Annotated in this window: 27 protein-coding genes; 13 read left to right on the top strand and 14 right to left on the bottom strand. The window is 71.5% G+C overall.

Features of this window, described 5'->3' with window-relative positions; all coding sequences use genetic code 11:
• Window positions 1-23: 23 nt before the first annotated feature.
• On the bottom strand, window positions 24-1403 hold the full coding sequence (lpdA, locus tag BUB75_RS25970; RefSeq protein WP_073260428.1) for a dihydrolipoyl dehydrogenase: 1380 nt from the start codon (window positions 1401-1403) through the stop codon (window positions 24-26).
• A 198-nt stretch (window positions 1404-1601) separates the two neighbouring features.
• Here lpdA and BUB75_RS25965 point away from each other — a divergent pair, with 198 nt between their 5' ends.
• Window positions 1602-1907: a hypothetical protein gene (locus tag BUB75_RS25965; RefSeq protein WP_073260427.1), complete on the top strand. Its 306-nt coding sequence runs from the start codon at window positions 1602-1604 to the stop codon at window positions 1905-1907.
• A gap of 18 nt (window positions 1908-1925) precedes the next feature.
• Here the strand turns inward: BUB75_RS25965 and BUB75_RS25960 are convergent, their stop codons facing one another.
• On the bottom strand, window positions 1926-3476 hold the full coding sequence (locus BUB75_RS25960) for a leucyl aminopeptidase (RefSeq protein ID WP_073260426.1): 1551 nt from the start codon (window positions 3474-3476) through the stop codon (window positions 1926-1928).
• Between the two features lie 91 nt (window positions 3477-3567).
• On the opposite strand from BUB75_RS25960, the gene gcvT reads away from it, so the two are divergent.
• Entirely contained in the window at window positions 3568-4704 is a 1137-nt protein-coding gene (gene gcvT / locus BUB75_RS25955; protein ID WP_073260425.1) for a glycine cleavage system aminomethyltransferase GcvT, read from the top strand.
• A gap of 327 nt (window positions 4705-5031) precedes the next feature.
• Entirely contained in the window at window positions 5032-6870 is a 1839-nt protein-coding gene (locus tag BUB75_RS46460) for a hypothetical protein (protein ID WP_073260424.1), read from the top strand.
• Window positions 6871-6960: 90 nt separating this feature from the next.
• Here BUB75_RS46460 and BUB75_RS25945 read toward each other — a convergent pair whose 3' ends face one another.
• The 3 genes from BUB75_RS25945 to BUB75_RS25935 all read right to left on the bottom strand — a co-directional run bounded on the left by BUB75_RS25945 (window position 6961) and on the right by BUB75_RS25935 (window position 9878).
• The gene (locus tag BUB75_RS25945; protein ID WP_084741779.1) at window positions 6961-7695 is read right to left on the bottom strand and encodes an adenosylcobinamide-GDP ribazoletransferase; all 735 of its coding nucleotides are present in this window, start codon (window positions 7693-7695) and stop codon (window positions 6961-6963) included.
• A gap of 55 nt (window positions 7696-7750) precedes the next feature.
• Window positions 7751-9226, bottom strand: coding sequence for a nicotinate-nucleotide--dimethylbenzimidazole phosphoribosyltransferase (locus BUB75_RS25940; RefSeq protein ID WP_073260422.1), 1476 nt, complete (start codon window positions 9224-9226; stop codon window positions 7751-7753).
• A gap of 85 nt (window positions 9227-9311) precedes the next feature.
• Window positions 9312-9878 carry a bifunctional adenosylcobinamide kinase/adenosylcobinamide-phosphate guanylyltransferase gene (locus BUB75_RS25935; RefSeq protein ID WP_073260421.1) on the bottom strand — a complete coding sequence of 189 codons (567 nt, stop codon included), beginning with the start codon at window positions 9876-9878 and terminating at the stop codon, window positions 9312-9314.
• Window positions 9879-10003: 125 nt separating this feature from the next.
• Between BUB75_RS25935 and BUB75_RS25930 the strand changes: the two genes are divergently transcribed.
• Entirely contained in the window at window positions 10004-10201 is a 198-nt protein-coding gene (locus BUB75_RS25930) for a hypothetical protein (RefSeq protein WP_073260420.1), read from the top strand.
• 158 nt (window positions 10202-10359) lie between these two features.
• Here the strand turns inward: BUB75_RS25930 and BUB75_RS25925 are convergent, their stop codons facing one another.
• Window positions 10360-11358, bottom strand: coding sequence for an aldo/keto reductase family protein (locus BUB75_RS25925; RefSeq protein WP_073260419.1), 999 nt, complete (start codon window positions 11356-11358; stop codon window positions 10360-10362).
• 133 nt (window positions 11359-11491) lie between these two features.
• On the opposite strand from BUB75_RS25925, the gene BUB75_RS25920 reads away from it, so the two are divergent.
• The 3 genes from BUB75_RS25920 to BUB75_RS25910 are packed head-to-tail and all read left to right on the top strand — an operon-like array spanning window position 11492 to window position 14005.
• Complete coding sequence (locus BUB75_RS25920; protein WP_218617761.1) at window positions 11492-12274, top strand: ABC transporter permease; 783 nt, start codon at window positions 11492-11494, stop codon at window positions 12272-12274.
• Window positions 12267-13061 (top strand): ABC transporter permease, encoded by a 795-nt coding sequence (locus tag BUB75_RS25915; protein ID WP_073260417.1) that lies wholly within the window; start codon window positions 12267-12269, stop codon window positions 13059-13061. The genes BUB75_RS25920 and BUB75_RS25915 overlap by 8 nt, the downstream gene beginning before the upstream one ends.
• Window positions 13058-14005: an ABC transporter ATP-binding protein gene (locus tag BUB75_RS25910; protein ID WP_073260416.1), complete on the top strand. Its 948-nt coding sequence runs from the start codon at window positions 13058-13060 to the stop codon at window positions 14003-14005. Before BUB75_RS25915 ends, BUB75_RS25910 begins: the two co-directional genes overlap by 4 nt.
• Here BUB75_RS25910 and BUB75_RS25905 read toward each other — a convergent pair.
• Together BUB75_RS25905 and nadA are read right to left on the bottom strand one after the other, a co-directional pair.
• The gene (locus tag BUB75_RS25905; protein ID WP_073260415.1) at window positions 14002-14607 is read right to left on the bottom strand and encodes a DUF3043 domain-containing protein; all 606 of its coding nucleotides are present in this window, start codon (window positions 14605-14607) and stop codon (window positions 14002-14004) included. The two genes, BUB75_RS25910 and BUB75_RS25905, sit on opposite strands and share 4 nt — an antisense overlap.
• Before the next feature lie 38 nt (window positions 14608-14645).
• Window positions 14646-15848 (bottom strand): quinolinate synthase NadA, encoded by a 1203-nt coding sequence (gene nadA / locus BUB75_RS25900; protein WP_218617760.1) that lies wholly within the window; start codon window positions 15846-15848, stop codon window positions 14646-14648.
• A 169-nt stretch (window positions 15849-16017) separates the two neighbouring features.
• On the opposite strand from nadA, the gene BUB75_RS25895 reads away from it, so the two are divergent.
• From BUB75_RS25895 to BUB75_RS25885, 3 genes are all read left to right on the top strand, one after another.
• Window positions 16018-17151 carry a glycerate kinase family protein gene (locus BUB75_RS25895; protein WP_073260414.1) on the top strand — a complete coding sequence of 378 codons (1134 nt, stop codon included), beginning with the start codon at window positions 16018-16020 and terminating at the stop codon, window positions 17149-17151.
• 82 nt (window positions 17152-17233) lie between these two features.
• Window positions 17234-17599, top strand: a complete 366-nt coding sequence (locus tag BUB75_RS25890) for a HesB/IscA family protein (protein WP_073260413.1) — start codon at window positions 17234-17236, stop codon at window positions 17597-17599.
• Between the two features lie 285 nt (window positions 17600-17884).
• Window positions 17885-18862: a carbohydrate kinase family protein gene (locus BUB75_RS25885; RefSeq protein ID WP_073260412.1), complete on the top strand. Its 978-nt coding sequence runs from the start codon at window positions 17885-17887 to the stop codon at window positions 18860-18862.
• Between the two features lie 102 nt (window positions 18863-18964).
• On the opposite strand, the gene BUB75_RS25880 is transcribed toward BUB75_RS25885, so the two are convergent.
• On the bottom strand, window positions 18965-19150 hold the full coding sequence (locus BUB75_RS25880) for a sulfurtransferase TusA family protein (RefSeq protein WP_073260411.1): 186 nt from the start codon (window positions 19148-19150) through the stop codon (window positions 18965-18967).
• Between the two features lie 29 nt (window positions 19151-19179).
• The gene (locus BUB75_RS25875) at window positions 19180-20334 is read right to left on the bottom strand and encodes a cysteine desulfurase family protein (protein WP_178379980.1); all 1155 of its coding nucleotides are present in this window, start codon (window positions 20332-20334) and stop codon (window positions 19180-19182) included.
• A 134-nt stretch (window positions 20335-20468) separates the two neighbouring features.
• On the opposite strand from BUB75_RS25875, the gene ctaC reads away from it, so the two are divergent.
• Window positions 20469-21371, top strand: a complete 903-nt coding sequence (gene ctaC / locus BUB75_RS25870; RefSeq protein ID WP_073260410.1) for an aa3-type cytochrome oxidase subunit II — start codon at window positions 20469-20471, stop codon at window positions 21369-21371.
• An 11-nt stretch (window positions 21372-21382) separates the two neighbouring features.
• A complete protein-coding gene (locus tag BUB75_RS25865) occupies window positions 21383-21799 on the top strand; it encodes a cytochrome c oxidase subunit 4 (RefSeq protein ID WP_073260409.1) in 417 nt (138 codons plus the stop codon).
• A gap of 280 nt (window positions 21800-22079) precedes the next feature.
• Here the strand turns inward: BUB75_RS25865 and BUB75_RS25860 are convergent, their stop codons facing one another.
• From BUB75_RS25860 to BUB75_RS25845, 4 genes are all read right to left on the bottom strand, one after another.
• Window positions 22080-22847, bottom strand: a complete 768-nt coding sequence (locus BUB75_RS25860; protein WP_143175402.1) for a nucleotidyltransferase domain-containing protein — start codon at window positions 22845-22847, stop codon at window positions 22080-22082.
• A gap of 403 nt (window positions 22848-23250) precedes the next feature.
• Complete coding sequence (gene trpD, locus BUB75_RS25855) at window positions 23251-24294, bottom strand: anthranilate phosphoribosyltransferase (RefSeq protein WP_073260407.1); 1044 nt, start codon at window positions 24292-24294, stop codon at window positions 23251-23253.
• Window positions 24291-24713, bottom strand: a complete 423-nt coding sequence (locus BUB75_RS25850; protein ID WP_073260406.1) for a hypothetical protein — start codon at window positions 24711-24713, stop codon at window positions 24291-24293. Before BUB75_RS25850 ends, trpD begins: the two co-directional genes overlap by 4 nt.
• 70 nt (window positions 24714-24783) lie before the next feature.
• Window positions 24784-25740 (bottom strand): cytochrome c oxidase assembly protein, encoded by a 957-nt coding sequence (locus BUB75_RS25845; protein WP_073260405.1) that lies wholly within the window; start codon window positions 25738-25740, stop codon window positions 24784-24786.
• 82 nt (window positions 25741-25822) lie between these two features.
• On the opposite strand from BUB75_RS25845, the gene ctaE reads away from it, so the two are divergent.
• Window positions 25823-26431 (top strand): aa3-type cytochrome oxidase subunit III, encoded by a 609-nt coding sequence (gene ctaE, locus BUB75_RS25840; protein WP_073260404.1) that lies wholly within the window; start codon window positions 25823-25825, stop codon window positions 26429-26431.
• The last annotated feature ends 31 nt before the right edge of the window (window positions 26432-26462 follow it).

The raw sequence follows: 26462 nt of genomic DNA, 5'->3' as shown, positions 1-26462 counted from the left end.
CTGGGTTCGGCGGCGTCGACCGGTTAGGTGTGCACGTGTAGCGGCTTCCCGGCCAGCGCGAGATGAGCCTCACCGAGCGCTTCGGACTGGGTGGGATGCGGATGCAGGAGCGGCGCGACATCCTCGGGAAAAGCCTCCCAGTTGTAGATCAGCTGGGCCTCGGCGGCCAGTTCACCCATCCGGCTGCCGACCAGATGGACACCGAGGACCGGGCCGTCCTTGGCGCGGAGCACAGTTACCGCGCCGGCGGCCCGCAGAATCGTAGCCTTTCCGTTCCCGGCGAGGTCGTACTGGACTTCCTCGATCTCGTACCCCCGGGCCCTGGCCTGCTCGGTGGTCAGCCCCACCGAGGCGACCTCCGGCTCGGAGTAGGTGACCCGGGGCACGCCCGCGTAGTCGATCGGCGTGACCGGCAGGCCGGCCACCCGCTCGGCCACGAGGATGCCCTCCGCGAACCCGACGTGTGCCAGCTGCGGCGTCGGGATCAGGTCCCCGACCGCCGAGATCGTCGGCACGTTCGTGCGGCACAGCTCGTCGACGAGGACGTGGCCCCGCTCCATCGCGACCCCGGCGTCCGGATAACCGAGATCGGCCGAGACGGGCGCGCGGCCGACCGCGACGAGCAACACGTCGGCGTCGAGCGCGGAGTCGTCGGAGAGGACCACCCGCACCCCGGTCTCGGACGGCTCGGCCGACACGAAGCGGGTACCGGTGCGGAACCCGATCCCGCGGCGGCGGAACGCGCGTTCCAGCCGATGGGAGGACGACTCCTCCTCGGTGGGCAGCAGCCTCGGCAGCGCCTCGACGATCGTCACGTCCGCGCCGAGCGAGCGCCAGGCGCTGGCGAACTCGACCCCGATCACGCCGCCGCCGAGGATCACCGCGCTACCCGGCACCTCCTCGAGGCGGAGCGCGTGGTCGCTGGTGAGCACGCGCCGGCCGTCGATCTCCAGCCCGGGGAGCGTGCTCGGCACCGAACCGGTGGCCAGCACCACGTGCCTGCCCTCGTAGGTCTCGCTGCCGACCTGGACGGTCGTCGGGGACGTGAGCCGGCCGGTGCCGTGCACGACCGTGACGCCGCGGCTGTTCACCAGGCCGGTCAGGCCGCGGTACATCTTGCTCACGACGCTGTCCTGGTAGGCGAGGACGGCCGCTAGGTCGACGCCGTAGAACTCGGCCTTGATGCCGAAGCGGGCGGCGTCCCTGGTGGTGTCGGCGACCTCTCCGGCGTGCAGCAACGCCTTGGTCGGGATGCATCCGCGGTGCAGGCAGGTGCCGCCGAGCTTGTCGCGCTCGACGAGCACGACCGAGAGCCCGAGTTCGGCCGCCCGGAGGGCACAGGAGTAGCCGCCACTGCCACCGCCGAGTACGACGATGTCGTGCGTTGGCCGCCCTCCGCTCACTGCGTCTCCCGCGCTCCTGAGTTCGGTAGCCGTTGGCTGGGTCGCCGACCGGTTCGCCCGGTGGCTCCACCAATCTTGTCACTCGACGAAGTCCGGCCGCGACGTGGGTGTCGTCAGTGTGAGCATCTCCAGTGGCGTACCGAACCACGCCTCCGCAGGTCGTGCAGGGTGCCTACACTGACCGGAGGAGGTGCCCCCGTGAGTTGGTTACGCCGAAAGAAAACCCGGCCGGGGACGCCGCGCGGCGCGCAGCGCGAGGATCTCGCGCACCTGGAGGAGTTCGCCAGGACTCGGCGCGGGGTGGAGGCGTTCGTCGAGCCGCAGACGAACGTGACGGCGATGACGGTCATCCTGATCGCCACCGACGGCGAGTGGACCCGCCGCCGGATCGGCAGCCCGGACGACGCCCGCAAGCTCGGCCAGCGTCTCGGCATGCCCGTCTACGACGTCGCCGCGGTCGGCTACCCCCAACGAATGCGCGACTGGAGCCGCCGCAACAAGTAAGTGCGGCGGCTCACCGCGCTATCCCTTGAGAGCGATGTCTTCTACCAGGGCGAGCAGGGTGCGGATCGGGACGCCGGTGGCGCCCTTCGGGGTGTAGCCGAACGGGGCCTTGGTGTTGTACGACGGCCCCGCGATGTCGATGTGGGCCCACTCGACACCGTCCGGCACGAACCGGGACAGGAACGAGCCGCCCTGGAGCATGTGCCCCGCCCGGTCGAACCCGGCGTTGATCTGCGTGACATCGGCGATCGCGGAGTCCATGCCGGAGCGCACCTCGTCCGGCAGCGGCATCGGCCACATCGGTTCGCCGGTACGGCTCCCCGCGTCCTTGACGCGGTCGAGCAGCTCGGTCGACCCCATCACCCCGGAGATCCGCTCGCCGAGCGAGACGATCTGGCCGCCGGTGAGCGTCGAGGTCTCCAGCAGGTAGTCCGGCGAGTCCTCGGCGGCTCTGGCGATCGCGTCGGCCAGGATCATGCGGCCCTCGGCGTCGGTGTTGAGCACCTCCACCTTCGTGCCGCCGTACATCGTCACGACGTCACCGGGGCGGTAGGCCGAACCGGACGGCATGTTCTCGGCCATCGGCACGTACGCGGTGACCCGCACCGCGGGCTGCAGCGCGGCGATCGCGGTCATCGCCGCCACCACGCACGCCGCGCCCGACATGTCGCTCTTCATGTCCTGCATGTTCTGCGCCGGCTTGATCGAGATACCGCCGGTGTCGAACGTGATGCCCTTGCCCACCAGCGCGACGTGCTTGAACTCGTCGCCGTTCGCCGGGGGCTGGTACGCGATCCGGACGAGCTGCGGGCCCGCCGCCGATCCCAGGCCGACCGCGAGGATGCCGCCGTAACCGCCGGCCTGCAGAGCGTCCGTATCGAGGACCTCAACTTCCAGGCCGGCCTCGGCCGCCGCCGCGGCAGCCTGAGCCGCGAACGCCGGCGGACGCAGGTCGTTCGGCGGGGTGTTGATCCAGTTCCGGGCCAGCCGCACCGCGTCGGCGACGGCCTTTACCCGGTCGACCTCGCCCTGCAGCTCGATCTCGCCGCGCCCGGTGGCATCGGCGAGGTACACGATCTCCCGCACCGGCGGACGGTAGGTCGGCGGCAGCTCGCTCTTGTACTGGACGAAGTCGTAGGCGGCGAGCGCGGCGCCCTCCAGCACGGCCCGGGTGAGCGTCGGGTCGGAGTCGACCAGCGCCAGCCCGACCCGGTCGGTGCCGATCAGCGCGCGGATCGCCGCACCGGCGGCCCGGCGGTAGTTCTCGTGCGGTTCCGGGCTGCCGGGCGTGGGCTCGGCGGGCCCGAGACCGACGGCGGCGACGACCGGAGCGGTGGTCGCGCCGAGCGTCGCGACCTTGACGACCTCACCCGCGACGCCGTTCGCCCCGAGTCGGGAGAGGACGTCGAGCAGGCGTCCGCCGAGGGCCGCGTCGACGGCTACGGCACCGGGGCCGAGACTCAGCTGCTCGCCGTCACGATGGACGCCGACAACGACGGCGTCGACCTCCGCGTCGACGGCGCCAGCGGCGGAGACGGTCAGCACGGCTGCCTCGGTGGGTCGCGTCATTCTCGCTCCAGAGCTCGGTTCGGTGCCTCGGCGATGCTACGGCTCGACACCCGGGCCGCCTGCGCTCGGCCCTGACGGTACGTTCGCCAGCATGACCAGCAGCGACCCGAGTAGCCACCTCGCCGCGCCCGAATCCCCACTTCGACGCTCGCCACTGCACGACCGGCACGTGGCGCTCGGCGCCAAGTTCGCCGAGTTCGGCGGGTGGGAGATGCCGCTCCAGTACTCCGGTGTCATCGACGAGCACACCGCGGTCCGGACGACGGTCGGTGTGTTCGACGTCTCGCACCTCGGAAAAGCGCTCGTTGCCGGGCCGGGGGCGGCGGAGTTCGTCAACTCCTGCCTCTCCAACGACCTCGGCCGGATCGGGCCGGGGAAGGCACAGTACTCCCTCTGCTGCGACGAGAGCGGCGGCGTCGTCGACGACCTGATCGTGTACTACTACGCCGACGACAAGGTCTTCCTGGTGCCGAACGCGGCGAACACCGCGGAGGTCGTCCGGAGGCTGGACGCGGCGAGGCCGGACACCGTGACGGTCACCGACCTGCACGCCGAGTACGCGGTGCTGGCGGTGCAGGGCCCGCGGTCGGCCGAGCTGCTGGCGACGATCGGGCTGCCCGGCGACCACGACTACATGGGTTTTGTCGAGGCGGAGCACGAGGGCGTGCCGGTGATCGTCTGTCGCACCGGTTACACCGGTGAACACGGGTACGAGATCCTGCCCCGCGCTGAGTACGCCGAGCCGCTCTGGGACGCGTTGCTGGGCGCCGGTGAAGACCTCGGCGTCCGCCCGGCCGGCCTGGGCGCGCGGGACACGCTGCGCACCGAGATGGGCTACCCGCTACACGGCCAGGACCTCTCGCTCGACATCAGCCCGGTGCAGGCGCGCAGCGGCTGGGCGGTCGGCTGGAAGAAGCCCGCATTCTGGGGCCGCGAGGCGCTGCTGGCCGAGAAGGAAGCCGGGCCGCGTCGCCGCCTCGCCGGGCTGGAGTCGCTGGACCGGGGGATCCCGCGGCCGGGGATGGCGGTGCTGGACGCGGACGGAGGCACGATCGGCACCGTGACGAGCGGCACGTTCTCGCCGACCCGGAAAGTGGGCATCGGTCTCGCGCTGCTGGACACCGCGGCGGGCGTGTCAGCCGGGGACGAGGTGACGATCGACGTTCGGGGACGGCGTTCGCGGGTTCGAGTGGTCGATCCGCCGTTCGTTCCGTCGCACGTTCGGTAGAAGCTTCGCTTCGATCCGCGCTGATGTGTGTTCGCTGAGGGATCACCGGGTAGGCCGTTGAGGGCCGCGGCGGACTCGTATTTCGACGTAGCCTGGAAGCTGACCACCCGAAATCAACCGCAGTCGACCTGCCTGAGGCGAATGACTGAGCCAACTCTGCCCGCCCGTCCGAATCCATCCAGCCGCGAGGCCGCTCCGGACGTGAAGCCCGCGTCCCCGGCGGTGGACCCGACCCCCGGCGCTGTCGTGCCGGACGGCCGAGGTGCGGCCACCCCGTCGTCGTCCGGTACAAGACCGGGGGACGTGACGGGTGACGCGGAAACGGGGATGGCGAGGGGGAAGCCACCAGCCCTCGAGGAGCCGACGACACGCGGGATCGACGCGTTCGAACTCCCGCCGCTGCCGCCGCTCTCGGCCGCCCCGGATCCCGCGCTGGCCACCCCAAACCTGGCCAATCCGCCGAAGCCGGCGGAAGCGCCAAACCCGGCCGAGGCGCCGAAGCGGGCCGACGTGTCCGCGCCGTCCGAGGCGCGTGGTGCTGCGAAGCAGTCTGCGGCGGCGGAGGCGGCGATTCCGCGGCCGACGGTCGCTGGGGAGACGAGCGGCGCGGCGCGTTCCACCGGCATCCGTGGGGCGGCGTCGGTGCGGCCGACGTCGGGCGGGGAGTTTCGGGCCGCTGCTGCGGCGGCCACCGGTGGTGCGCTCTCGACCGGCTACCCCGGTTACACGACCCGTCGCGCCGGCTCCGCGTCGACCGGCTCCGCGTCGACCGGCTCCGCGTCGACCGGCTCCGCGTCGACCGGCACCGCGTCTTACGGGACGCCGCGGGCGCCCGGGGCGTCGATGCCGGCGTCGGAGGTGCCCGCAGCGCTCCGTGGTCCGACCACGGAGAAGGCGGAGGAGGAGAAGAAGAACTTCCTCGGCATCTCCGGCCCGCAGGTGCTGGCCGGAGCGCTCGCCGCGTCGACGTCCGCGGTGGCGGCGTCGTACCTGGGAGTCGCGGGCACGGTTCTCGGCGCCGGTCTCGGCAGTGTGATCGCGACCGTGACCACGGCTGTCTACCAGAAGTCGATCCAGCGCTCGAACAAGGTGCTGTTGAAGGTCACGACGACCGTCGTCGGCGGCCAGGAGGGCGTGGACGACGTCCTGCACGCCGGGCACGACTCGACGGTGCTGGCCCCCGACCCGAACCTGCCGGACGCCGCGCAGGTCGGCCGCGGTCTACCCGACCCGCGCCTGGCCGATTCGCACCACGCCGATCCGAGCAGGGCTGATCCGCACCACGCTGACCCGAGCCGTGTTGATCCGCGCCGCGCTGACCCGAGCGGGGCCGATCTGGACGGCGCCGACCCGAGCCGTGTTGATCCGCGCCGCGCTGACCCGAGCAGGGGCGATTCGCACCACCCCGATCCGAGCGGGGCCGATCTGGACGGCGCCGACCCGAGCCGTGTCGATCCGACCTGGGCCTATCTGAACGGCGCTGGTTCGTCCCGTTCCGGCCCGGGCTGGGCAGAGTCGAACCGGACCGACCCGAGCCGGGCTGAGACGCACGTGATCGGCGCGGTCCCGGACGCGACCCGGCCGTTCGGTGTGCCCGTCGACGAGACCGTCGTGGCCGGACCGACGCGGCCCGCCTACGGTTCGGCTGCGGTGCCGCCGCCCAACCGACCGGCGGGCAACGTCTACGGCGGTGGCCCTTCGTGGTACGACGGTTTGCCGTGGAAGCGGATCGCGATGACGAGCGCGGCGCTGTTCGTGCTGGTCATGGGCATCGTCACGACGATCGAGGTGATCGAGGGCCGGAGCTTGGCCGACGCGGTGAACGGCCGGAAGGGCGACGGCACCACGGTCAGCCGGGTCGTCGGGAAGGACAACAGCGGTGCGTCCACGTCGCCGACGCCCTCGGAGTCCGAGAGCAGCGACGACACCACGCCGACCGAGACCCCGAGCGACGGGTCGAGCCCGTCGGACGGGTTCAGCGAGAGCCCCACCGACCAGCCGACGGAATCGCCAGGTCCGTCCGACAGCGGTGACCCCTCCGACGGCTCGGACGAGCAGCCGATCCCGGCCGAGACGCAGGGCGGCGAGGATGTCGAGTCGTCGGCGCCGGTGCAGCCGATGGGCCGCACGGCGACCACGACGCCGAGCGCGAGCCCGCTCCGCTGAGCTTCCGCACGCGGGGGTGGTGAAGCGCTGCACACTTTGTGCCGTCAGAGGGGCACAAAGTGTGCAGCGCCTCCACGTGGTTCGCGCGGGCTAGCGGGTGAGGGGTACGGACAGCGACCAGGGCTCGATCACCAGCACGACGAGCGCGGCCGTGGTCGCCACCTCGCACGCGGCGCCCAGCACGTCGCCGGTGATGCCGCCGAACCGCCGGACGCAGTGCCGGACGAGCGCCCAGGCCACGACCAGCCCCGCCGCGACGGCGAGGGGGCCGCGTAGGACGGTCGGGCCGCCGAGTGCGGTGGCGAGTGCTGCGCCGATGACCACGACCAGCGTCGTCACACCCACGGCCACCGGGGACAGCGTCCCGGCGACCAGCGCCCCCAAACCGGTCGGACGGGCGGACGCGACGCCGGCCCGGCAGGCCCAGGTGATCGCGGCGCGTCCGGTTGCGGCGCCGACCGCGGGCAGCAGCAGGATCGGCAGCACCGCGCGCTGCTCGGTCACCGCGGTCAGGCAGGCGACCTGGGCGACGCCGACCAGCAGCAGCGTCACGACGCCGAACGCACCGACGTCGGAGGATTTCATCACGGCCAGCGCGCGGCTCGGGTCGCCGTAACAGCCGAGGCCGTCGGCGGTGTCGGCGAGCCCGTCGAGGTGCAGGCCGCGGGTGAGCAGCGCGAGCGTCCCGACGCCGAGCACCCCTGCCACCAGCGACGGGATGCCCACGACCAGCGCGATCAGCAGGACGGCACCGGCGGCGAGGCCGACGGCTGCGCCGACCAGCGGCGCCAGCCGCATGGCACCGCTCGCGGTCTCCCTGTCCATTCGGCCTGCGCGTACCGGAACGACGGTGAGCAGGGAGAACGCGAGCCGCGCCGAATCACCCACCGCTCGGCGCCGCCCCGTCCCCGGGCTTCACCCCGGCGGCTGGCCGTCGCTCGGCCGGCTCCGGGTCGACCGCGAGCGGATCGACCGGATCTACCAACGCCGGATCGCCGGGATCCACCCCGGCGGCTGGCCGTCGCTCGGCCGGCTCCGGGTCGACCGCGAGCGGATCCGTGGGATCGTCCACCGCCGGGTCGGCGGGGTCAACCGCGGCCGGGTCGGCGGGAGCGTCCAGCGCCGGGTCGGCGGGCGGTGCTGGGTCGGCGGAGGGTGGGGCCGGGGCGCTCTCGTCGGGAGCCGTGGCGGTGGTGACCTCCGGGGCGGGTGACGCGGCCTCTTCCGGGCCGCGGGGGCCCGCGTCGTAGCCGCCGACGCCGCCGATCACCTCGTCCGGATCCGTCGAGACGGGCAACACCGGCTCGGGCTCGGGTTCGGCCGGGCGCGGTGCCGCCGCCGTCAGCTCGACCGTGGCGGTGAGCATCGGCAGCGTGAGCAGCGCGGCGGCGCCGTCACCGAGCCGCACCCCGAGGTCCATCGCCGGCCGCAGCTTCAGCGCGTTGAACGCCTGCTTCTCCCCGGCCCGTCCGGACGCGTGCGGTACACACCACCAGCCGGGCGCGTCCGGGGCCAGCGCCCTGGCCACCAGCGCCGCCGCAGCGACCCCGACGCCGTCCAGCAGCGCCGGTGTGCGGCGGGCGGCGGTGCGCACCAGGAACCCGGCCGCGGCAGCCAGGTCGGCCCCGCCGCCGATCGCCAACAGCCGCCGTGTCGCCAGCGTCGCCGCGGACTTCGCGACCCGATGCATTCCGTCCCGCACCGCCGCGCAGCGTGCGATCCACACCGCGTCCGGGAGGTACGCGTCGTAGCCGAGCGCCTTCACCGGCTCGACCTCGGAGAGCGCACCGATCAGCACGGTGGCCGGAACGATCGCCGACTCGGTGGCCACGGCCGGGATCACCAGGTCGGCGCCGGCGTCGACCTCCTCGTCCGCGACCACGGCGCCCAGGTCGAGCGCGGCCTCGACCTCCTCGGGCGTGAGCGGATCGTGCCGGTCGACCGAGGGACTGCCCGCCCGCACCCGCCGCGCCGAGACGTTCCCCGGCAGCGGCCCGCCGGCCAGCGCGGCGTCCACCACCCGGATCGAGACGTCGGCCCGCCGGGCGAGCAGCGGAAGTACCCCCTCGCCCGCGAGCAGCGCGTGGACCGTGGCCGCGCCGTCGGTGACCCCGTGGTCGGCGGCGAACGCCACCAGCCGCACCCGCTGGAACGGGGCATCATTGCCGGGACGCACCGAACCCACCCACCGGGCGAAGCCGGCGAGCGCACCGGTGGTGGTGCCCCAGCCGGACAGCCGCGCCTCGGCGGCCTCGCCCGCGGCCCAGTCGGCAGCGACCGGCGTCAGGCTCTCCAGCAACGACGGCGGAGCTTCAGGTTCGGGCGGCGGAGCGCCCTCGACATCCGGCTCGCTCATGAGGTGGCTTCCACTGAGTTGACTCGGGAGAAGAGGAGCCCTGGCGGCCGCGCGGCGGAGCGCAGGAGGTCGCCGGGATACACAGTCACGACAGGAGGCTATCCGGCCCATCCGACAACCGAAGTGCCCGCCCGGCGACCACCAGCACCGCGTCCGTGCAGACGGTGGCCAGCCGCTGGTTGAGCGTCCCCTGCGCGTCGACGAAAACCCGGCCGGAGCGGGTGGCGGGCACGACCGTCCAGCCGACCTCCGGACTGACCAGGACGGCGTCCGCCCGGCACTCGGTCAGCGCCGTGACCAGGTCGTCCACGTCGGCCGCGATCGCCGACCAGGGGTCGGGCAGCTCCCAGGCCGACGCCGCGTCGAACGCGCAGACCAGCCAGCTGCCGACGTCGTCGACGAGGAGCACGGTTCCCGGATCGGCGGCCCGGAGCGCCGCCGGGAGCGCGGCCGCGGAGGTGCCGACCTCGAGCGTGTCCCAGCTCGCCGGGCGGCGTTCACGATGTGTACGGACGCGGGTGGCCCAGTCCGGGTCGCCGGGGCGGTCCGGTGCGGTCGCGAGGTAGCGGACCGGTCGACCGTCCGATGCGGCCCGCTGCTCGGCCCACCCCGACTTGCCCGAGCGGATACCACCGAGAACCAGCGTGTGCACGGGACGTCCTTCCTGGTCGTGCCGCCGCGCGGGCGCCGGGCCGCTGCGCGGAGCGGGCGGATGAGGCGCGATCCGGCGGGCGGTGTCGTAGGTTCGGCCTGAACGGTCGAGGGGAGAGACTGCGGATGACGTGGCAGTGGCGATACCAGGGCAGCAGCAGCGGCAGCGAGGTCGGTGAGGTCTCGGAGGAGTTCCCGAGCCAGTCGGACGCGGAGAGTTGGCTCGGTGAGCAGTGGCGGGAGCTGCTCGCGGCCGGCGTCGACGAGGTCGTCCTGGAGGAGAACGGCCGCAAGGAGTACGCCATGCCATTGACGGCGGAGTAGTGCACGGCCCGCCCAGGGGGCGAGCCTGACAGGCGAGCGAGCCTCCTTATGACAGCAGGCCAAAGGTCACGACGTCGGCTCGCTCGACTGCCAGCCTCGTCCTGGGCGGGCTCCACGTCAGGGCACGCGCCTGCGGCGCGCGCCCTGCAGGCGTAGTCCTAAACGCGGGTGCGAGGCGAGCGGGTCAGCGCGGGATCGCGCTCGATCACCGGGTCGAGGGCGTCGTCGATCGCCTTCAGCAGGTCGGCGTCGAGCTTCACCCCGGCCGCCTTGACGTTCTCGGTGACCTGCTCGGGCCGGGAGGCACCGATGATCGCGGCCGCCACGTTCGAGTTCTGCAGCACCCACGCGATCGCGAGCTGGGCGAGCGAGAGCCCGGCCTGCTCGGCGAGCGGGACCAGCTGCTGGACGCGGGTGAGGACGTCGTCGCGGAGGAGGTCCTTGACGAAGTCGGCGCCGCCCTTCTCGTCGGTGGCCCGAGAACCGGAGGGCACCGGCTGACCCGGCTTGTACTTGCCGGTGAGGACGCCCTGGGCGATCGGTGACCAGACGATCTGGCTGATCCCGGCCTCGACGCTGGCCGGGACGACCTCGGCCTCGATGACCCGCCACAGCATGTTGTACTGCGGCTGGTTGGAGATCAGCGGGATGCGCAGCTCACGGGCGAGCTCGGCGGCGCGGGCGATCTCCTCCGCGCGCCACTCGGAGACGCCGATGTAGAGCGCCTTGCCCTGCCGGACGACGTCGGCGAACGCCAGCATCGTCTCCTCGAGCGGGGTCTCGTGGTCGAACCGGTGGGCCTGGTAGAGGTCGACGTAGTCGGTGTTCAGCCGCTTCAGCGACCCCTCGATGCCCTCCATGATGTGCTTGCGGGACAGCCCGCGGGCGTTCTTGCCTTTGCCGACCGGGAAGTACACCTTCGTGAACAGCTCGTAGTCGGCGCGGCGGACGCCGTCCAGCGCCTTCGCGAGTACCCGCTCGGCCTTCGTGCCTGCGTAGACGTCGGCGGTGTCGTAGGTGGTGATTCCGGCGTCCAGGGCGGCTCGGACGCAGGCGATCGCGGCGTCCTCCTCGACCTGCGAACCGTGGGTGATCCAGTTGCCGTAGGCGATCTCGGAGATGTAGAGCCCGGAACGACCGAGTGTGCGGAATTCCATGACCCGACCCTAATCGGGTCGCCCGGCGGCCGGGCGCGGCGCTAGGGTCGATCCCTGCCGGCCGGCGGCGGGCACCTGCTCAGGTGCGCGGCGTGGTGGCTCATTCGAGCACATCACGCGAGGGGAGAGCTCGGTGTCGGCGTTTGCCGCCCTGGTCAGGGCTGGTTTCCGACGTCATGCCACGTACCGCCGCGCGATGCTGGCCAGCGCGTGCACGAACTCCGTCTTCGGGTTCCTGAAGACCTACGTCCTGCTCGCCGCCGCCGCTGCTACCGGGACGGCCGCCGGGTACGACGCGGCGGAACTGGCGATGTTCGCCTGGGCGAGCCAGGGGCTGCTCGGCGTCGTCCAGCTGTTCAGCTGGGTGGAGGTGGCCGACCGGATCCGCACCGGCGACATCGTCACCGACCTGCTCCGGCCGGTGAACCCACTGGTGGCGTTCCTGGCCGCGGATCTCGGACGGGCCGGCCACGCGCTGGTCATCCGGCTGACCGTGCCGATCGCGCTCGGCGCGCTGTTCTTCCCGCTGCGCTGGCCCGCCCAGGCTCGGACGTGGTTGTGGCTGGTCATCTCGGTCGTGCTGGCCACCGTGACCAGCTTCGCCACCCGGTACCTGGTCAACCTGCTGGCGTTCTGGTGGCTCGATGCGCGCGGGCCGAACACGCTCTGGCTGTTCGGTGGGTCGCTGTTCTCCGGGCTCGCGGTGCCGATCCCGTTCTTCCCGGAGTGGGTGCAGACCGTGCTCTGGTGCACGCCGTTCCCGTGGATGCTCCAGGCGCCGCTCGACGTTCTGCTGGAACGGGGCTCTCCGGTGGCGTTGGTGTGCGGTGGTGCGCTGGCCGCTGGTGTGATGCTGGCCGCTGCCTCCCTGCTGCAGCGGATCGCGCTGCGACGGCTGGTGGTGCAGGGTGGCTGACGCGTATGTGCAGCTGCTCCGGGCGCAGGTCCGGAGTCAGACGCAGTACCGGCTCTCGTTCGCCGTTGATCTGGCGCTCAACGCCGGCATCACGGTGATCGACGTGCTGGTGTTGCTCGCCGTGTTCCGGGTGACGCCGTCGCTGGCCGGTTTCGGCGTCACCGAGACGCTGCTGATCGCCGGCATCGCCCAGCTGGCGTTCCAGCTCGCCGACGTCGCGGTGGGCAACCTCGAGCGGGTGCCGTTCTACCTGCGCACGGGACTGCTGGACGCGGTGTTGCTGCGGCCGCTCTCGACGTTCGGGCAGCTCGTGGTGCTGGACTTCTCGCTGCGCCGGGCGGGCCGGGTGGTGCAGGGGCTGGCGACCTACGGGGTGGCGCTCGCCGTGGCCGACGTCGACTGGACCGTGCCGCGGGTGCTGCTCGCGGCGGTGGCACCGTTCGCCGGGGCGGTCTGCTACGGCGCGATCTTCACGGCCGGCGCCGCGACGATGTTCTGGCTGGTGGACGGGGGAGAGGTGGTGAACGTGTTCACGTACGGAGGCCGCGACTTCGCGAGCTATCCGACGCCGGTGTACGGCCCGTGGTTCGGGCGGGTGTTCGGGTTCGTGATCGGGTTGGCTTTTGTCGGGTACTTCCCGGCGTTGGCGTTGCTCGGGCTCTCCGACCCGCTGGGGACGCCTGCCTGGCTGCATTGGTGCGGGCCGGCGGTCTCGCTCGTCTGGGCGGCGGTGGCGAGGGTCGTCTGGCGGGTCGGCGTCCGGCACTACCAGAGCACGGGCTCATGAGCGTCGTGCTGGCCGACGGGCTCCGGAAGGAGTTCGTGGTGTGGGCGAAAGCGGGGCGGTTCCGGCGGTCGCGGCGGACCGTGGCCGCGGTGGACGGCGTCGACCTGCGGATCGAGCCGGGCGAAATGGTCGGCTACCTGGGGCCGAACGGCGCGGGCAAGTCGACGACGCTCAAGATGCTGACCGGCATCCTGACGCCATCCGGCGGATCCGTGCGGGTGTGCGGACTGAACCCGGTGCCGGACCGGACCCGGTTGGCGCGGCGGATGGGCGCGGTGTTCGGACAGCGCAGCCAGCTGTGGTGGGACCTACCGCTGTCCGAGTCGTTCGCGCTGTTGCGTTCGGTGTACCGGGTCTCGTCCGGGCCGCACGGCCGGCGCCTGCGTGAGTGCGTGGAGCTGCTGGAGATGGGGCCGTTCCTGGCCACCCCGGTGCGGCAGCTCTCGCTGGGACAGCGGATGCGCGGCGAGCTGACCGCGGCGCTGCTGCACGACCCCGAGCTGCTGTTCCTGGACGAGCCGACGATCGGCCTGGACGTGGTGAGCAAAGAGGCCGTCCGCGGGTTCCTGGCCGAGCTGAACCAGCGGCACGGCACGACGCTGGTGCTCACGACCCACGACCTGGCCGACATCGAGCGGCTCTGCGACCGGCTGGTCGTGATCGACCGTGGGCGGGTCGTGCACGACGGGACGCTCGCGGCGCTGCACGAGCGGTACGGGTCGCGGCGGCGTCTGGTCGTGGAGCTGGACGGACCGTGCGCGCCGCTCGCGGTGGCGGGAGCCTCCACCGAGCTGGTGGAGGCTGACGGGCGGCGTCAGACGTTGGCGCTGGACGGGCCGCTGCCCGCGGTGGTGGCCGCGGTGGCTGCGGCAGCACCGCTGCGCGACCTGCGGGTGTTGGAACCCGCGATCGAGGACGTGATCAGGAAGCTGTGGGTCGGTTAGACCTTCTCGCCGATCTTGACCTGCGGGGACGGGGAGCGCATGCGGCGGAACTGCACCGAGCGCATCACACCGTAGAACGTCAGGCCGCCCATCTTGTCGGGCGCGTTCGGGAACCGCTCCCGGACGTTCTTCTTGATCATCCGGGAGATCAGGAACACGTCGGCCAGGATCGCGACGATCAGCAGCAGCCAGAGGATGTTGGCGCCGAACCGCACGGGCGCCGGCCACTGCGGCTGCGAGAACAGCAGTACGGCCAGCGCGCCGATGAGGAAGTACGAGCCGACGTTGCGGCGCGCGTCGACGAGGTCGCGAACCAGGCGCCGGACCGGGCCCTTGTCGCGGGCGGGGAGGTACTTCTCCTCGCCGCGACGCATGCCCTCGTACGCCCGGGCCCGCTCCTCACGCATCTTGGCCCGCATGGCCTTCTTGTCGGTCGGCGCGGGCGAGCTCGACACCGCGCGCGGCCGGCTGTTCGCGGTGCGCTTCGGCGTCGGCCGGCCCTTGGCCGGGGTGTACGCCTTGCCCGCAGGGGCTTCCACGGGTTCAACCGTCTCCGGCACGTTCTCGGAGGCGGGGGCGGACTTGCGACGGAGAAGGCTCACCTGTCCAGCGTATCGGCCGCTCGCAGGGGCACCAGGGCTCACCCGGGAAGTGCCAGCATCTGGTCCAGGGCGACTCGGGCGAAGTGTGCGGTTTCGGCGTCGACGGTGATCCGGTTGACGACCTCACCGCGCGCCAGCGACTCCAGCGACCACACCAGGTGCGGCAGGTCGATCCGGTTCATCGTCGAGCAGAAGCAGACCGTGCGGTCGAGGAAGACGATCGTCTTGTCCGGGTGGGCCAGCGCGAGCCGCCGCACCAGGTTGAGTTCGGTGCCGATGGCCCACGACGAGCCGGCCGGCGCCGCGTCCAGCGTCTTGATGATGTACTCGGTCGAGCCGACCAGGTCGGCGGCCGTGACCACCTCGTGCCGGCACTCGGGGTGCACGAGCACGTTGACGCCCGGGATGCGGTCGCGGACGTCGAGCACCGACTCGAGCGTGAACCGGCCGTGCACCGAGCAGTGCCCGCGCCAGAGGATCATCGTCGCGTCGCGGAGCTGCTGGGGCGTGAGGCCACCGCCCGGCTTGTGCGGGTCGAACAGCACGCAGTCGCTCTTCTCGAGGCCGAGCTCGAGGACGGCCGTGTTCCGGCCCAGGTGCTGGTCGGGCAGGAACAGGACCTTCTCACCCTGGGTGAAGGCCCAGTCCAAAGCCCGCTTCGCGTTGGACGACGTGCAGATCGTGCCGCCGTGCCGACCGGTGAAGGCCTTGATCGCGGCGGAGGAGTTCATGTAGCTGACCGGCACCGTGGCATCCGCGACGCCGGCGTCCTTCAAGACCTCCCACGCCTCGTCGACCTGCTGGTCGGTGGCCATGTCGGCCATCGAACAGCCGGCGGCCAGGTCGGGGAGGATGACCTGCTGGTCGTCCTTGGTCAGGATGTCTGCGGACTCGGCCATGAAGTGCACACCGCAGAACACGATGTACTCGGCGTCCGGACGCGCGGCGGCGTCCCGGGCGAGCTTGAACGAGTCGCCGGTGACGTCGGCGAACTGGATGACCTCGTCGCGCTGGTAGTGGTGACCGAGGACGAACGCGCGGTCGCCGAGCTTCTCGCGGGCCTTCGTCGCGCGCTCCACCAGCCCGGGGTCGGACGCAGCAGGCAGGTCGCCGGGGCAGTCGACGCCGCGCTCGGCGTTGGGGTCGGTGCCACGCCCGAGGAGCAGCAGCGCCGCAGCGGTAGGGGAGGGCTCGGCGAATCCCTGAGCGGTCAGGGTCGGCAGCCCGAGGTCGGTGCTCACGCTCACTCCGATCGACGCGTATTACCGCGGGGTTAACCATCCTGGCACCAACTCCGCCCACGGCCAGTAACGCTCATCACTCCCGGACGCACAGGTCGCGCCGGATAATGCTGTTTTCCGGCCGTCGAAACAGCAATCCGCGGTCACGGCCATACGGCACGATTGGCTCATGCGCGTACTGGTGGCTCCGGACTCGTTCGGCGGCACGTTGTCGGCGGGAGAAGCCGCGGCGGCGATCGCGGCCGGGTGGAAACAGACGGCGCCCGACGACACGGTGGTGACCCGCCCGCTGTCGGACGGCGGGCCCGGGCTCGTCGAGGTGATCCGGGCGACGCTCGGTGGCTCGCTGGTCCCGGTGCGGGCCTGCGGCCCGCGGATGGAGCCGCTGGACGCGTCGTTCCTGCTGGTGGACGACGTGGCCTACCTGGAGTGCGCGACGGTCGCCGGTCTCCAGCTGGTGCCGAAAGCCGAACGTGACCCGAAGGTGACGACGACCTACGGGCTCGGGCTGCTGCTCGCGGCGGCGGTCGAGTCCGGCGCCCGCAGGGTCGTCATCGGGTTGGGCGGAAGCGTGACCAACGACGGGGGCGCGGGGCTGCTGGCGGCTCTCGGTGCCGGGCCGGTGGGCGTCTCGGGTACGGCGCTGCCGCCGGGCGGTGGCGCGCTCCGGGCCTGTGAGGGACTGGCCGGGCTCCCGGCGCTGCGGGGCGTGGAGATCGTCGCGGCAACCGACGTCGACAACCCGCTGACCGGTATTCACGGGGCGTCGGCGGTGTACGGGCCGCAGAAGGGCGCCACCGACAACGACGTCCAGATTCTGGATGCGGCGCTCTCGCGCTGGGCCGACGTTCTGGTGCGTGACCTGCCCGGTTGCCCGCCGGACGTCGCCGCGCTGCCCGGAGCGGGTGCCGCGGGTGGGCTCGGTGTGGCGTTGCTCGCACTCGGCGGTCGGCGGGAGGCCGGGATCGGGCTGGTCCGGCGGCTGATCGGGTTCGACACCGCGGTCGCGGACGCCGATCTGGTGATCACCGGTGAAGGGTCGTTCGACTACCAATCGCTGCGCGGGAAGGTGGTCGCCGGGGTGGCGTCGGCCGCTGCCGAGCACGGTGCGCCGTGTGTCGTCCTCGCGGGGCAGGTCGCGGTGGGGCGGCAGGAGGCCGCGGCCGCACACGTTGACGAGGCCCGTTCGCTGGTCGAGCACGCCGGATCGGTGGAGCGAGCGATGGCGGACGCCGGCGAAGTGCTGACGTCGTTGGCCGCCCGCACCGCGCGCGACTGGAGCCGGGCCCGGCCGATTCGCTGAGTCTTGTGCAACCATGGGGAATGGACGCCGGGACCCCTCTGGTTGTCCCGGTAGTTGACCAGCGACCTAACGGGAGCCGACTGTGACCGTCTCCGACACCACCCACGAGCACGCTCCGACCAACAACGGTGTGCTCCTGACCGATGGCGCCGCCAGCAAGGTCAAGGCTCTGCTCGACCAGGAGGGCCGGGACGACCTGCGCCTGCGCATCGCCGTCCAGCCCGGTGGCTGTTCCGGCCTGCGGTACCAGCTCTTCTTCGACGAGCGGTCGCTCGACGGTGACACGATCCTCGACTTCAACGGCGTCGAGGTCGCGGTCGACCGGATGAGCAAGCCCTACCTGGGCGGCGCGACGATTGACTTCGTCGACACGATCGAGAAGCAGGGCTTCACGATCGACAACCCGAACGCGACCGGGTCCTGCGCCTGCGGCGACTCGTTCCACTGAGCTAGAGCCTTTCGCGACGGCGTCCGTCACCGGTTCCCGGTGGTGGACGCCGTTTCGTGTGCCCACACGTCGGGTGCGCAGCGCGTCCGGTGGCTCACCCGGTGTGCCCGCATCGTGGGCGTACGGGAGTGAGCGCCGGAAGTGTGCATTAGGCTGTCGCCCGTCGATGTCCCCACCGACTGTGTCGGCCCGCAGCGGCCGTGTCATATCTCTAGCGCCCGGCTCTCGAGGCGCGGTGCCCTTCAGCTGTTTACCCGGATGGAGAAAACCCCGGATGGACGCCCTATGAAAATCGCTGTCACCGGGTCGATCGCGACCGACCACCTGATGCACTTCCCGGGCCGGTTCGCCACGCAGCTGATGCCGGACCAGCTGGACCGCGTCTCGCTGTCGTTCCTGGTCGACGACCTGGTCGTTCGGCGTGGTGGGGTGGCCGCCAACATCGTGTTCGGGATGGGCCAGCTCGGGCTCCCCGGCATCCTGGTCGGCGCGGTGGGCAACGATTTCGCTGACTACCGCTCGTGGCTGGAGCGGCACGGCGTCGACTGCGACTCGGTGCACGTCTCCGAGTACGCGCACACGTCCCGGTTCGTCTGCACGACCGACGACGACATGTGCCAGATCGCGTCGTTCTACGCCGGGGCGATGAGCGAGGCGCGGAACATCGAACTCGGCCCGATCGACGAGCGCGTCGGCGGGCTGGACCTGGTGCTGGTCGGGGCCAACGACCCGGAGGCGATGGTCCGGCACACCGTCGAGTGCAGGCAGCGCGGGCTGCGGTTCGCCGCCGACCCGTCGCAGCAGCTCGCCCGGATGACCGGTGACCAGGTGCGGCAGCTCATCGACGGGGCCGCGTTCCTGTTCACGAACGAGTACGAGAAGACGCTGCTGGAGTCGAAGACCGGCTACTCGGCGGACGACGTGCTCGACCGGGTGGACGTGCGGGTCACCACGCTCGGCAAGGACGGCGTCGAGATCGTCGGCCGGAACATCGGGCGGATCCACGTCGCGTGCGCGACCGAGGCCGTGAAGGCCGACCCGACCGGCGTCGGCGACGGGTTCCGCGCCGGGTTCCTCACCGCGCTGTCGTGGGGCCTGGACCTGCAGCGGGCGGCCGAGGTCGGCAACCTGCTGGCGACGTACGTGCTGGAGACCGTCGGTACGCAGGAGTACCAGGTTGACGCGACCGAGTTCGTGAAGCGTCTCGGCGACGACTACGGGGACCGCGCCGCTGAAGAAGTAGCCGCCCACATCGCCCGTTAGGTGGGCGGCCCGCCGAGGACGAGCCTGACGGCCGCGCGCAAGGCCCCTGCGCGCGCACGCCAGCCTCGTCCTCGGCGGGCTCCGGGTTAGAACGAGGGCCGCTTAATTGTTACGACGGACGTCGTGCGCGTCGCCGTCGGCGCCCTGGTACTCGTGGGCGCGCATGCGGCACCAGGCCGGGATGTCGACGCGGGCCGCGGGGTCGTCGGCGAGCACTCGCACTACCGCACCCACCGGCACCTCACCGATCCGCCGCGCCAGGTGAATCACCGGGAGCGGGCATCGCATCCCGCGGCAATCCAGGGTGAGTTCGGGCGTCACAGGCCGGTCACCCCCGCCGTCGCGCGCAGGTCAGCCACGATTCCCGGCAGCTCCGCGAGGAACCGCTCCACGTCCGCCTCGGTCGTCGCGTGGTGCAGCGACACCCGCACGTTTCCGTGGCTGAGCACCCCCATCGCCTCCAGCACGTGCGACGGGGACAACGTCGACGAGGTGCACGAGGACCCGGACGACACCGCGAACCCCCGTGCATCCAGTGCGTGCAGCAGCGCCTCGCCGTCCACGTACAAACACGAGAACGTGACGAGGTGCGGCAACCGGTCCACCGGGTCACCGACGACCTCGACGTCCGGGACCGTCGCCGCCACCCGCTCCCGGATCCGGTCGACGAGCGGTGCCAACCGTGCGCGCTCCGCGTCGGCCGACGCCGCGACCGCCCGCAGCGACGCGGCCGCGGCCACGATCGCGGGCAGGCTCGGCGTCCCCGGAGCACGACCACGCTCCCGCTCGTCCGCCGGCCACGGCGAGGTCCAGCGCGTCCCGGCACGGACGACCAGCACACCGACGCCGGCCGGGCCGCCCCATTTGCGTGCGCTCCCGGTCAACAACGACCAGCCGCCGGGTACCGGAGTACGGCCCAGCGACTGCGCAGCGTCCACATACAGGGGAACGCCGGCCGAGGCGCACGCCGCAGCCACCTCCGAGACCGGTTGCACCGTCCCGACCTCGTGGTTGGCGCTCATCAGCGCTGCCAGCGCGACCCCCGGTCGCGCGACCTCCTCGGCGAAGGCCGAGGTGGACACCCGGCCGGCACGGTCCACTCCGACCGGGACCGCCGTGCCGTGGGTCTCGGCGGCGTGCAGCACCGCGGAGTGTTCGACGGCGGAGTGGACGAACACGGATCCGGCGCGCCGCCGCCCGGCCAACCCGCCGAGGACGGCCGCGTGCGCGGCCACCGAGCCGTTCGCGCAGAACGTGACCTCGTCCGGGCGGGCGCCGATCACCTCGGCGACCACGGCCCGGGAGGCCTCCAACAGCTGACCGGCGCGTCGCGCCTCGGTGTAGAGCCGCGCGGGGTCGGCCCAGCCGTCGTCGAGAGTGGCCAGGAACGCCTCCCGCGCGACCGGGTGCAGCGGCACCGCGGTGGCGGCGTCGAAGTACGTCCGTATTGGCGGTTCCCGGTCGTCGGACACGTTCCGGAACGCTACCCCGGCGCGTCGGCGACCCCTGCGGGTCGGCGCCTCGGGGGTCCAGTAGTCTACGTTCGGTCGAAGGGATTAGACCCGACTGGAGCAGGTACGTCGGGCGCCGATGAGGAGGGCGACTGGTGGGGGCAAACCCGTCAGCGAGTGCCGAACGTCGTACTCGGCGTTCTGGTCGGGCCGGGCGCTTTGCCGCCGTCACCGGCGTTGCCGGCGCGACGGCGCTGCTGCTCTCCGGCTGCTCTACCGAGGAAGTACTCCGGTTCGGATGGCCGAAGGGGATCACCCCGCAGGCCGAGCAGATGGAAGACCTCTGGACCGGCTCGGTCATCGCCGCCCTCGCGGTCGGCGTGTTCGTCTGGGGCCTGATCTTCTGGGCGGTGATCCGGTACCGCAAGAAGAGCGACGAGCTGCCCGTGCAGACCCGCTTCAACCTGCCGATCGAGATCCTCTACACGGCGGTTCCGTTCCTGATCATCGCGGTGCTCTTCTACTACACCGCGATCGTTCAGACGTTCGTCGACAAGCAGAAGGCCAACCCGGACCTCACGGTCTCCGTGGTGGCGTTCAAGTGGAACTGGCAGTTCCTCTACCCGGAGCTCCAGGACAAGGAAAAGCAGCCGATCGGCACCATCGGGTCCACGACCGAGATCCCGGTGCTGGTTGTGCCGACCGGTGAGCGGATCCGGTTCATGGAGACCTCCGACGACGTCATCCACTCGTTCTGGGTGCCTGCGCTGCTGTTCAAGCGCGACGTCGTTCCGGGGCGGACGAACTCGTTCGAGGCGACGATCAACAAGGGCGAAGAGGGTGCCTACGTCGGTCGGTGTGCGGAACTCTGCGGCACGTACCACGCGAACATGAACTTCGAGCTGCGCGCGGTGACGTCGGAGAAGTTCGATCAGTTCATCGCGGCGAAGCAGAACGGTGCTTCGACCTACGATGCGCTGGAGTCGATCGGTGAGAGCCCGATCGCCACTACGACGACGCCGTTCAACCCCGACCGCACCTCGCGTCAGCCGAGCTAGGAGAAGCGACCATGAAGAGCGAGTCCAGGATCTTCAACCTGCTCGCCGTGTTCCTGTTCGCGTCTGCGGCGCTGTACGGCGTGTGGACGTCGAAGACCACGTACCACACCGACTGGGTCGGTACGACGGCGCTGGTCCTGTCCGGTCTGCTGTGCGGCATGTGTGGGCAGTTCTTCTCGCTGGTCGCCCGGCGGATCGAGCCCCGTCCGGAGGACCGGTCGGACGCGGAGATCTCCGAGGGCGCCGGTGACCTGGGCTTCTTCAGCCCGGGCAGCTACTGGCCGTTCGGCATCGCGGTCGCCGCGACGGTGACCGGGCTGGGTGTGGCGTACTGGTTCCCGTGGCTGATCGCGCTCGGCGTCATCGCCGTGCTGATGGCCGTGACCGGGCTTCTCTTCGAGTACTACACCAAGCCCGGCGAACACTAACGACGGCGGCCCGTCCAGACCGACGCTGACAGCCGCGCGCAAGGCCTTGAGTATCAGTCATACGAGGCGGCCTTGCGCGCGGATGCCAGCGTCGCCCTGGACGGGCTCCAGGTTAAAACCAAGAGCCGACCCCTACCGGGTCGGCTTTTTTGCTTTTGTACCTGCTACGGCGGGAGCGCGCCCAGAGCGGAGCTGGCAGTCGAGCGGGAGGCCGCCTCGTATGTACTGATACTCAAGGCCTCGCGCTCGCCTGTCAGCGCCGTTCTGGGCGGGCCGTGCACTATGCGGCGTGTTGGGTGGCCCAGGCTAGTTCAGCGGCGGACCGGACCACGGCCAGCTGATCGGCGTTCAGGTACGGCTCGACCACCGGGGCCAGCTGGGCGTAGAGGCCCAATGCGGCACGGCACGAGTCGGCCAGCTGTTCGCCCCGCAGACCCAGCGCCGCGTCCTGTGAACGGCGCCAGGACGGCCCCATCGCGTCGGCCACCAGGTCGAACAGGCGGTGCTCGGCGTCGTAGAGGATGCGGTGGTGCACGGCGGCGACCACCGGTAACCGCGTCGACAGCCGGTTGCGGGTGACCGCGGCGGACGTCCGGCGCCCGGCTGCGAGCGACCCGACCAGCCGCTGGACGACCTCGGCCCGCCCGGTCATCTGGCCCGCGATCCAGGCCCGCCGTGGCCCCTCGATGTCCGACCAGCGCCACGCACCGGCCTCCGCCGAGAGTTCGTTGGCGGTGCCGTCGGCGTCGTGCAGGATCACCGCGGCGCGCCAGCCGGGCACGGTGCTGCCGGCGAGTTTGGGGTCGGCGAACGATCCGCGGACGGCGTCGGCCGTCCGCCAGGACACCGACATGAGCAGACCGCCCAGCTGGCGGTGCGTGTACTCCGGGCCGTTGCCGAGCGCGACGAGATCGACGTCGCTGTGTTCGTGGGCGTCACCACGGCTCTGACTACCGAGCAGGACGACGCCGCTCGTCCCTGCGGCGACGAGATCGGCGACAGTCGCTGCCACCGCGGCGGCAACCCGCGGAGGGAGAGGGGGCGGCACGGGCTAAGTGTCCCATCGGGTCCGGACTGACGGAACGTTTCGTCAGCATTTCTTCACGTACTGTCGTCCAGTGTCCGCATGCTGTTCGCACGCGGCTCACCTGCGACAACGCTAGTTCCCGGACGGCCCCCGGTGGACGTCATCTTCGTCACGCCGCCGGGCTGCGGCGGCCCGCCACCGGGGCCGCGGCTGCCTCGCGACGGGGCCGCGGCGGCCCGGCCACCGGGCTGCGGTCGCCCCGCGCCGGGGGCAACGGTCGCCCCGCGCCGGGGGCAACGGTCGCCCCGCGACGGGGGCAACGGTCGCCCCGCGCCGGGGGCAACGGTCGCCCCGCGACGGGGGCAACGGCCGCCCCGCCACCGAGGGCTGCGGCGGGCTCCGCCGTAGCCCCGGTGAGCGAGCGTCAATCCTGGGTCGCGACCGCGATCCAGCGGTCCAGCGCCGTGCCGGCCGCCCCGGAGTCGACCGCTGCCGCCGCCCGCTCCAGACCGCCTCGCAGCGACGCCTCCAGCCCGCCGGAGAAGCCCTCGTACGCGGCGATCCCGGCGGCGGCGTTGAGCAGCACGGCGTCCCGCACCGGGCCGCGCTCACCGGCCAGCACCGCGCGGGCGACCTTCGCGTTGAACGCCGCGTCGGCGCCGCGCAGGTCCGACCGCTCGGCCCGCGGAACGCCCAGATCCAAGGCGTCCAACACGACCTCGGTCACCGATCCATCAGCGACCACCCAGAGCCGCGTAGCGGCCGTGGTGGTGAACTCGTCCAGGCCGTCCTCGCCGCGCATCACCAGCGCCGAAGCGCCCCGCTGTGCGAAGACCCCGGCCATCACCGGCGCCATCCGCAGGTTCGCGCAGCCCACGGCGCTGGCCCGGACCCGGCCCGGGTTGGTGAGCGGGCCGAGGAAGTTGAAGAACGTCGGGACGCCCATCTCACGCCGCGCCACACCGGCGTGCCGCAGCCCGGGGTGATACGTGGGCGCGAAGCAGAACGCGATTCCGGCCTCGCGGACGCACGTGGCCGCGCGCTCGGGCGTCATCGTGATCGGCACCCCGAGGTACTCGAGGAGGTCGGCCGCGCCGGTGCTGCTCGACGCCGCCCGGTTGCCGTGCTTGACCACCGGGATACCGGCGCCGGCCACCACGATCGCGGCCATCGTCGAGATGTTGACGGTGTGCGCCTGGTCGCCGCCGGTGCCCACGATGTCGACGGCGTCCGGCGAGACGTCGATCGGCGTCGCGGCCGCGAGCATGCCCGCGACCAGCCCCGACACCTCCTCCGGCGTCTCACCCTTGGCTCGTAGCGCCATCGCGAACGCCGCGATCTGCACCGGGGTGGCGTCGCCGGACATCACCTGGCTCATCGCCCAGGTGGTCTGTTCCGGGCTGAGCGACTCCCGCGCCAGCAGCGTGTTGAGCAGCGACGGCCAGGTCTGGGGGAGCGGGGCCGTCATCGCGCGACAGGCAGCGCGCCCAGCGTGCGCCGCAGCACGTCGGCTACGGTGCTCGCGGCGGCTACCGGGTCGAGCGGGTGGGACAGCACCGCATCGGCCTCCGACCACGTCGCCAGCCAGCGGTCGACCTTGCGCGCCAGGACGATGCACACCGGCGGGCAGTCGTCCACCTCGTTCTTGAGCTGGCGGGAGATGCCCATGCCGCCGGTGGGCCACGCCTCGGCGTCCAACAGAAGAAGGTCGAGCCCACCGGCGTCGGTCAGCGCGACGACCTCCTCGCCCGTGCTCGCCTCCACCCAGGTGATCGGACCGACGTCGGCCGCAGGCCGGCGGCCGACCGCCATCCGGATCCGCTCGCGGACGGCCGCGTCATCGCTGTATACGAGGACGGTCGCGGGCGTGGCACTGGCCTTGGTCATCTGTCCGGGCTCCCAACGTGCGGCGGCTTGAGCGGATCGTAGCGCCGACCCCCGACACCGCACCGCCTGGTTATGGCCGCCGCTCGGCGAGCCGGGCCAGCCGGGCGTTGTACGCGTCCAACGCGTTGTCCTCGCCGGAGGTGCGGTCGAGCTGCCGGTCGATCCGGGCCGCGGTGCGCTCGTCGGAGCGGATCCACTGGGTGACGAACGCGGCGAGCATCAGCAGGCTGATCAGGTCGCCGGACGCCCAGAGCAGGCCGCCGCCGACCTGCTGGTCCATGGCCGGAGAGACCCAGCTCAGGTTCAGGCCCTCGTAGTAGGAGGTCGCGATCCGGCCAGCCATCTGCATGATGATCACGCCCAGCACGGCGTGCAGCGGCATCGAGATGATCATCATCAGCGCCCGCGCCGGGTACGGCCAGCGTCCGGGGAGCGGGTCCAGGCCGATCAGCGGCCAGAAGAACAGCGAGCCGACGACCAGGAAGTGCACGTGGGTGAACTCGTGCAGCAGGGTGTTGGTCAGCGTCGCCGGGTACCAGCCGGAGAGGTAGAGCGCGTACGGCGTCGCGATGAAGAACACGAATGCGATCAGCGGGTGGCTGATCAGGCGGAAGTAGCGGCTGTGCAGGAACGCGAGCAGCGCTTTCCGGCTGCGCGCGGGCAGCGTGCGCAGCGCGAGCGTCACCGGCGCGCCGAGCGCCATCAGGATCGGCGCCACCATGCTCAGCATCATGTGCTGAACCATGTGAGCGCTGAACAACGTGTCGTCGTACGTGCCGACGCCGGACAGCGTCGCGAGCGCGATCACGCCGAGCCCACCCGGTACGAACGCGAGTGTTCGTCCGATCGGCCACCGGTCACCCCGGGCGCGCAGCTTGTGGACGCCGTAGAGGTACAGCCCGGCGACGACCACGAGCGCGATCGCCATCCACTGGTCGAGGTTGGCCGCGGTGAACACCGTGGCAGGAGTGAACACCGGTAGCTCGACGCTGGTCAGGGCCGTATCGACACCCGTGGTGGACAGCACCGCTCCACCTTAGGCCGGAATCTACGACACGACGTAGGCACCCGGTGCGTGCGCTGGGATTCGGGCGGGACATAATGCTCCCGTGACGACGGCCACGACCAGTATCGAGAAGAGCCAGATCCACTCGCTGACCCGGCCGAACATGGTCAGTGTCGGGACGATCGTGTGGCTCTCCAGCGAGCTCATGTTCTTCGCGGGTTTGTTCGCGATGTACTTCTCGATCCGAGCTTCCGGCCCGGGTCAGAGTCTCTGGCACGAAGAGACCGAGAAGCTGAACATCCCGTACGCCCTGGTCTTCACGGTGATCCTGGTGGCGTCGTCCGTGACGTGCCAGATCGGCGTGTTCCGCGCCGAGGTCGGCGACGTCTACGGGCTTCGGCGGTGGTTCGCGATCACGTTCGTGATGGGGCTGATCTTCGTGCTCGGCCAGGCGAACGAGTACCGCAACCTGGTGCACGAGGACGTGACGATCGCGTCCAACGGCTACGGGACGATGTTCTATCTGACGACCGGCTTCCACGGCTTGCACGTGGTCGGCGGGTTGGTCGCGTTCTTGCTGATGATGGGGCGGAGCACGCTCGGGCGGTTCACCCCGGCGCAGGCCACCAGCGCGATCGTCGTCTCGTACTACTGGCACTTCGTCGACGTGGTGTGGATCGGACTGTTCGCGACGATCTACTTCGTCAAGTGATGCCGTCCAACCAGTGGCCGTCCGCCACGAC

Source organism: Cryptosporangium aurantiacum (genome assembly GCF_900143005.1).
GTDB classification, from domain to species: domain Bacteria; phylum Actinomycetota; class Actinomycetes; order Mycobacteriales; family Cryptosporangiaceae; genus Cryptosporangium; species Cryptosporangium aurantiacum.
The sequence above is the reverse complement of the archived record's forward strand: the minus strand, read 5'-3'. Positions and strand labels throughout refer to the sequence as shown.

Excerpts from the sequence above, each read along its gene's own strand:
- BUB75_RS25895 (WP_073260414.1), top strand. The coding sequence starts at position 16,018 with ATGCGCGTACTGGTGGCTCCGGACTCGTTCGGCGGCACGTTGTCGGCG.
- BUB75_RS25925 (WP_073260419.1), bottom strand. The coding sequence starts at position 11,358 with ATGGAATTCCGCACACTCGGTCGTTCCGGGCTCTACATCTCCGAGATC.
- BUB75_RS25885 (WP_073260412.1), top strand. The coding sequence starts at position 17,885 with ATGAAAATCGCTGTCACCGGGTCGATCGCGACCGACCACCTGATGCAC.
- BUB75_RS25945 (WP_084741779.1), bottom strand. The coding sequence starts at position 7,695 with ATGGACAGGGAGACCGCGAGCGGTGCCATGCGGCTGGCGCCGCTGGTC.
- BUB75_RS25880 (WP_073260411.1), bottom strand. The coding sequence starts at position 19,150 with ATGCGATGCCCGCTCCCGGTGATTCACCTGGCGCGGCGGATCGGTGAG.
- BUB75_RS25930 (WP_073260420.1), top strand. The coding sequence starts at position 10,004 with ATGACGTGGCAGTGGCGATACCAGGGCAGCAGCAGCGGCAGCGAGGTC.
- BUB75_RS25940 (WP_073260422.1), bottom strand. The coding sequence starts at position 9,226 with ATGAGCGAGCCGGATGTCGAGGGCGCTCCGCCGCCCGAACCTGAAGCT.
- gcvT (WP_073260425.1), top strand. The coding sequence starts at position 3,568 with ATGACCAGCAGCGACCCGAGTAGCCACCTCGCCGCGCCCGAATCCCCA.
- BUB75_RS25865 (WP_073260409.1), top strand. The coding sequence starts at position 21,383 with ATGAAGAGCGAGTCCAGGATCTTCAACCTGCTCGCCGTGTTCCTGTTC.
- BUB75_RS46460 (WP_073260424.1), top strand. The coding sequence starts at position 5,032 with ATGGCGAGGGGGAAGCCACCAGCCCTCGAGGAGCCGACGACACGCGGG.
- trpD (WP_073260407.1), bottom strand. The coding sequence starts at position 24,294 with ATGACGGCCCCGCTCCCCCAGACCTGGCCGTCGCTGCTCAACACGCTG.
- BUB75_RS25910 (WP_073260416.1), top strand. The coding sequence starts at position 13,058 with ATGAGCGTCGTGCTGGCCGACGGGCTCCGGAAGGAGTTCGTGGTGTGG.
- BUB75_RS25850 (WP_073260406.1), bottom strand. The coding sequence starts at position 24,713 with ATGACCAAGGCCAGTGCCACGCCCGCGACCGTCCTCGTATACAGCGAT.
- BUB75_RS25960 (WP_073260426.1), bottom strand. The coding sequence starts at position 3,476 with ATGACGCGACCCACCGAGGCAGCCGTGCTGACCGTCTCCGCCGCTGGC.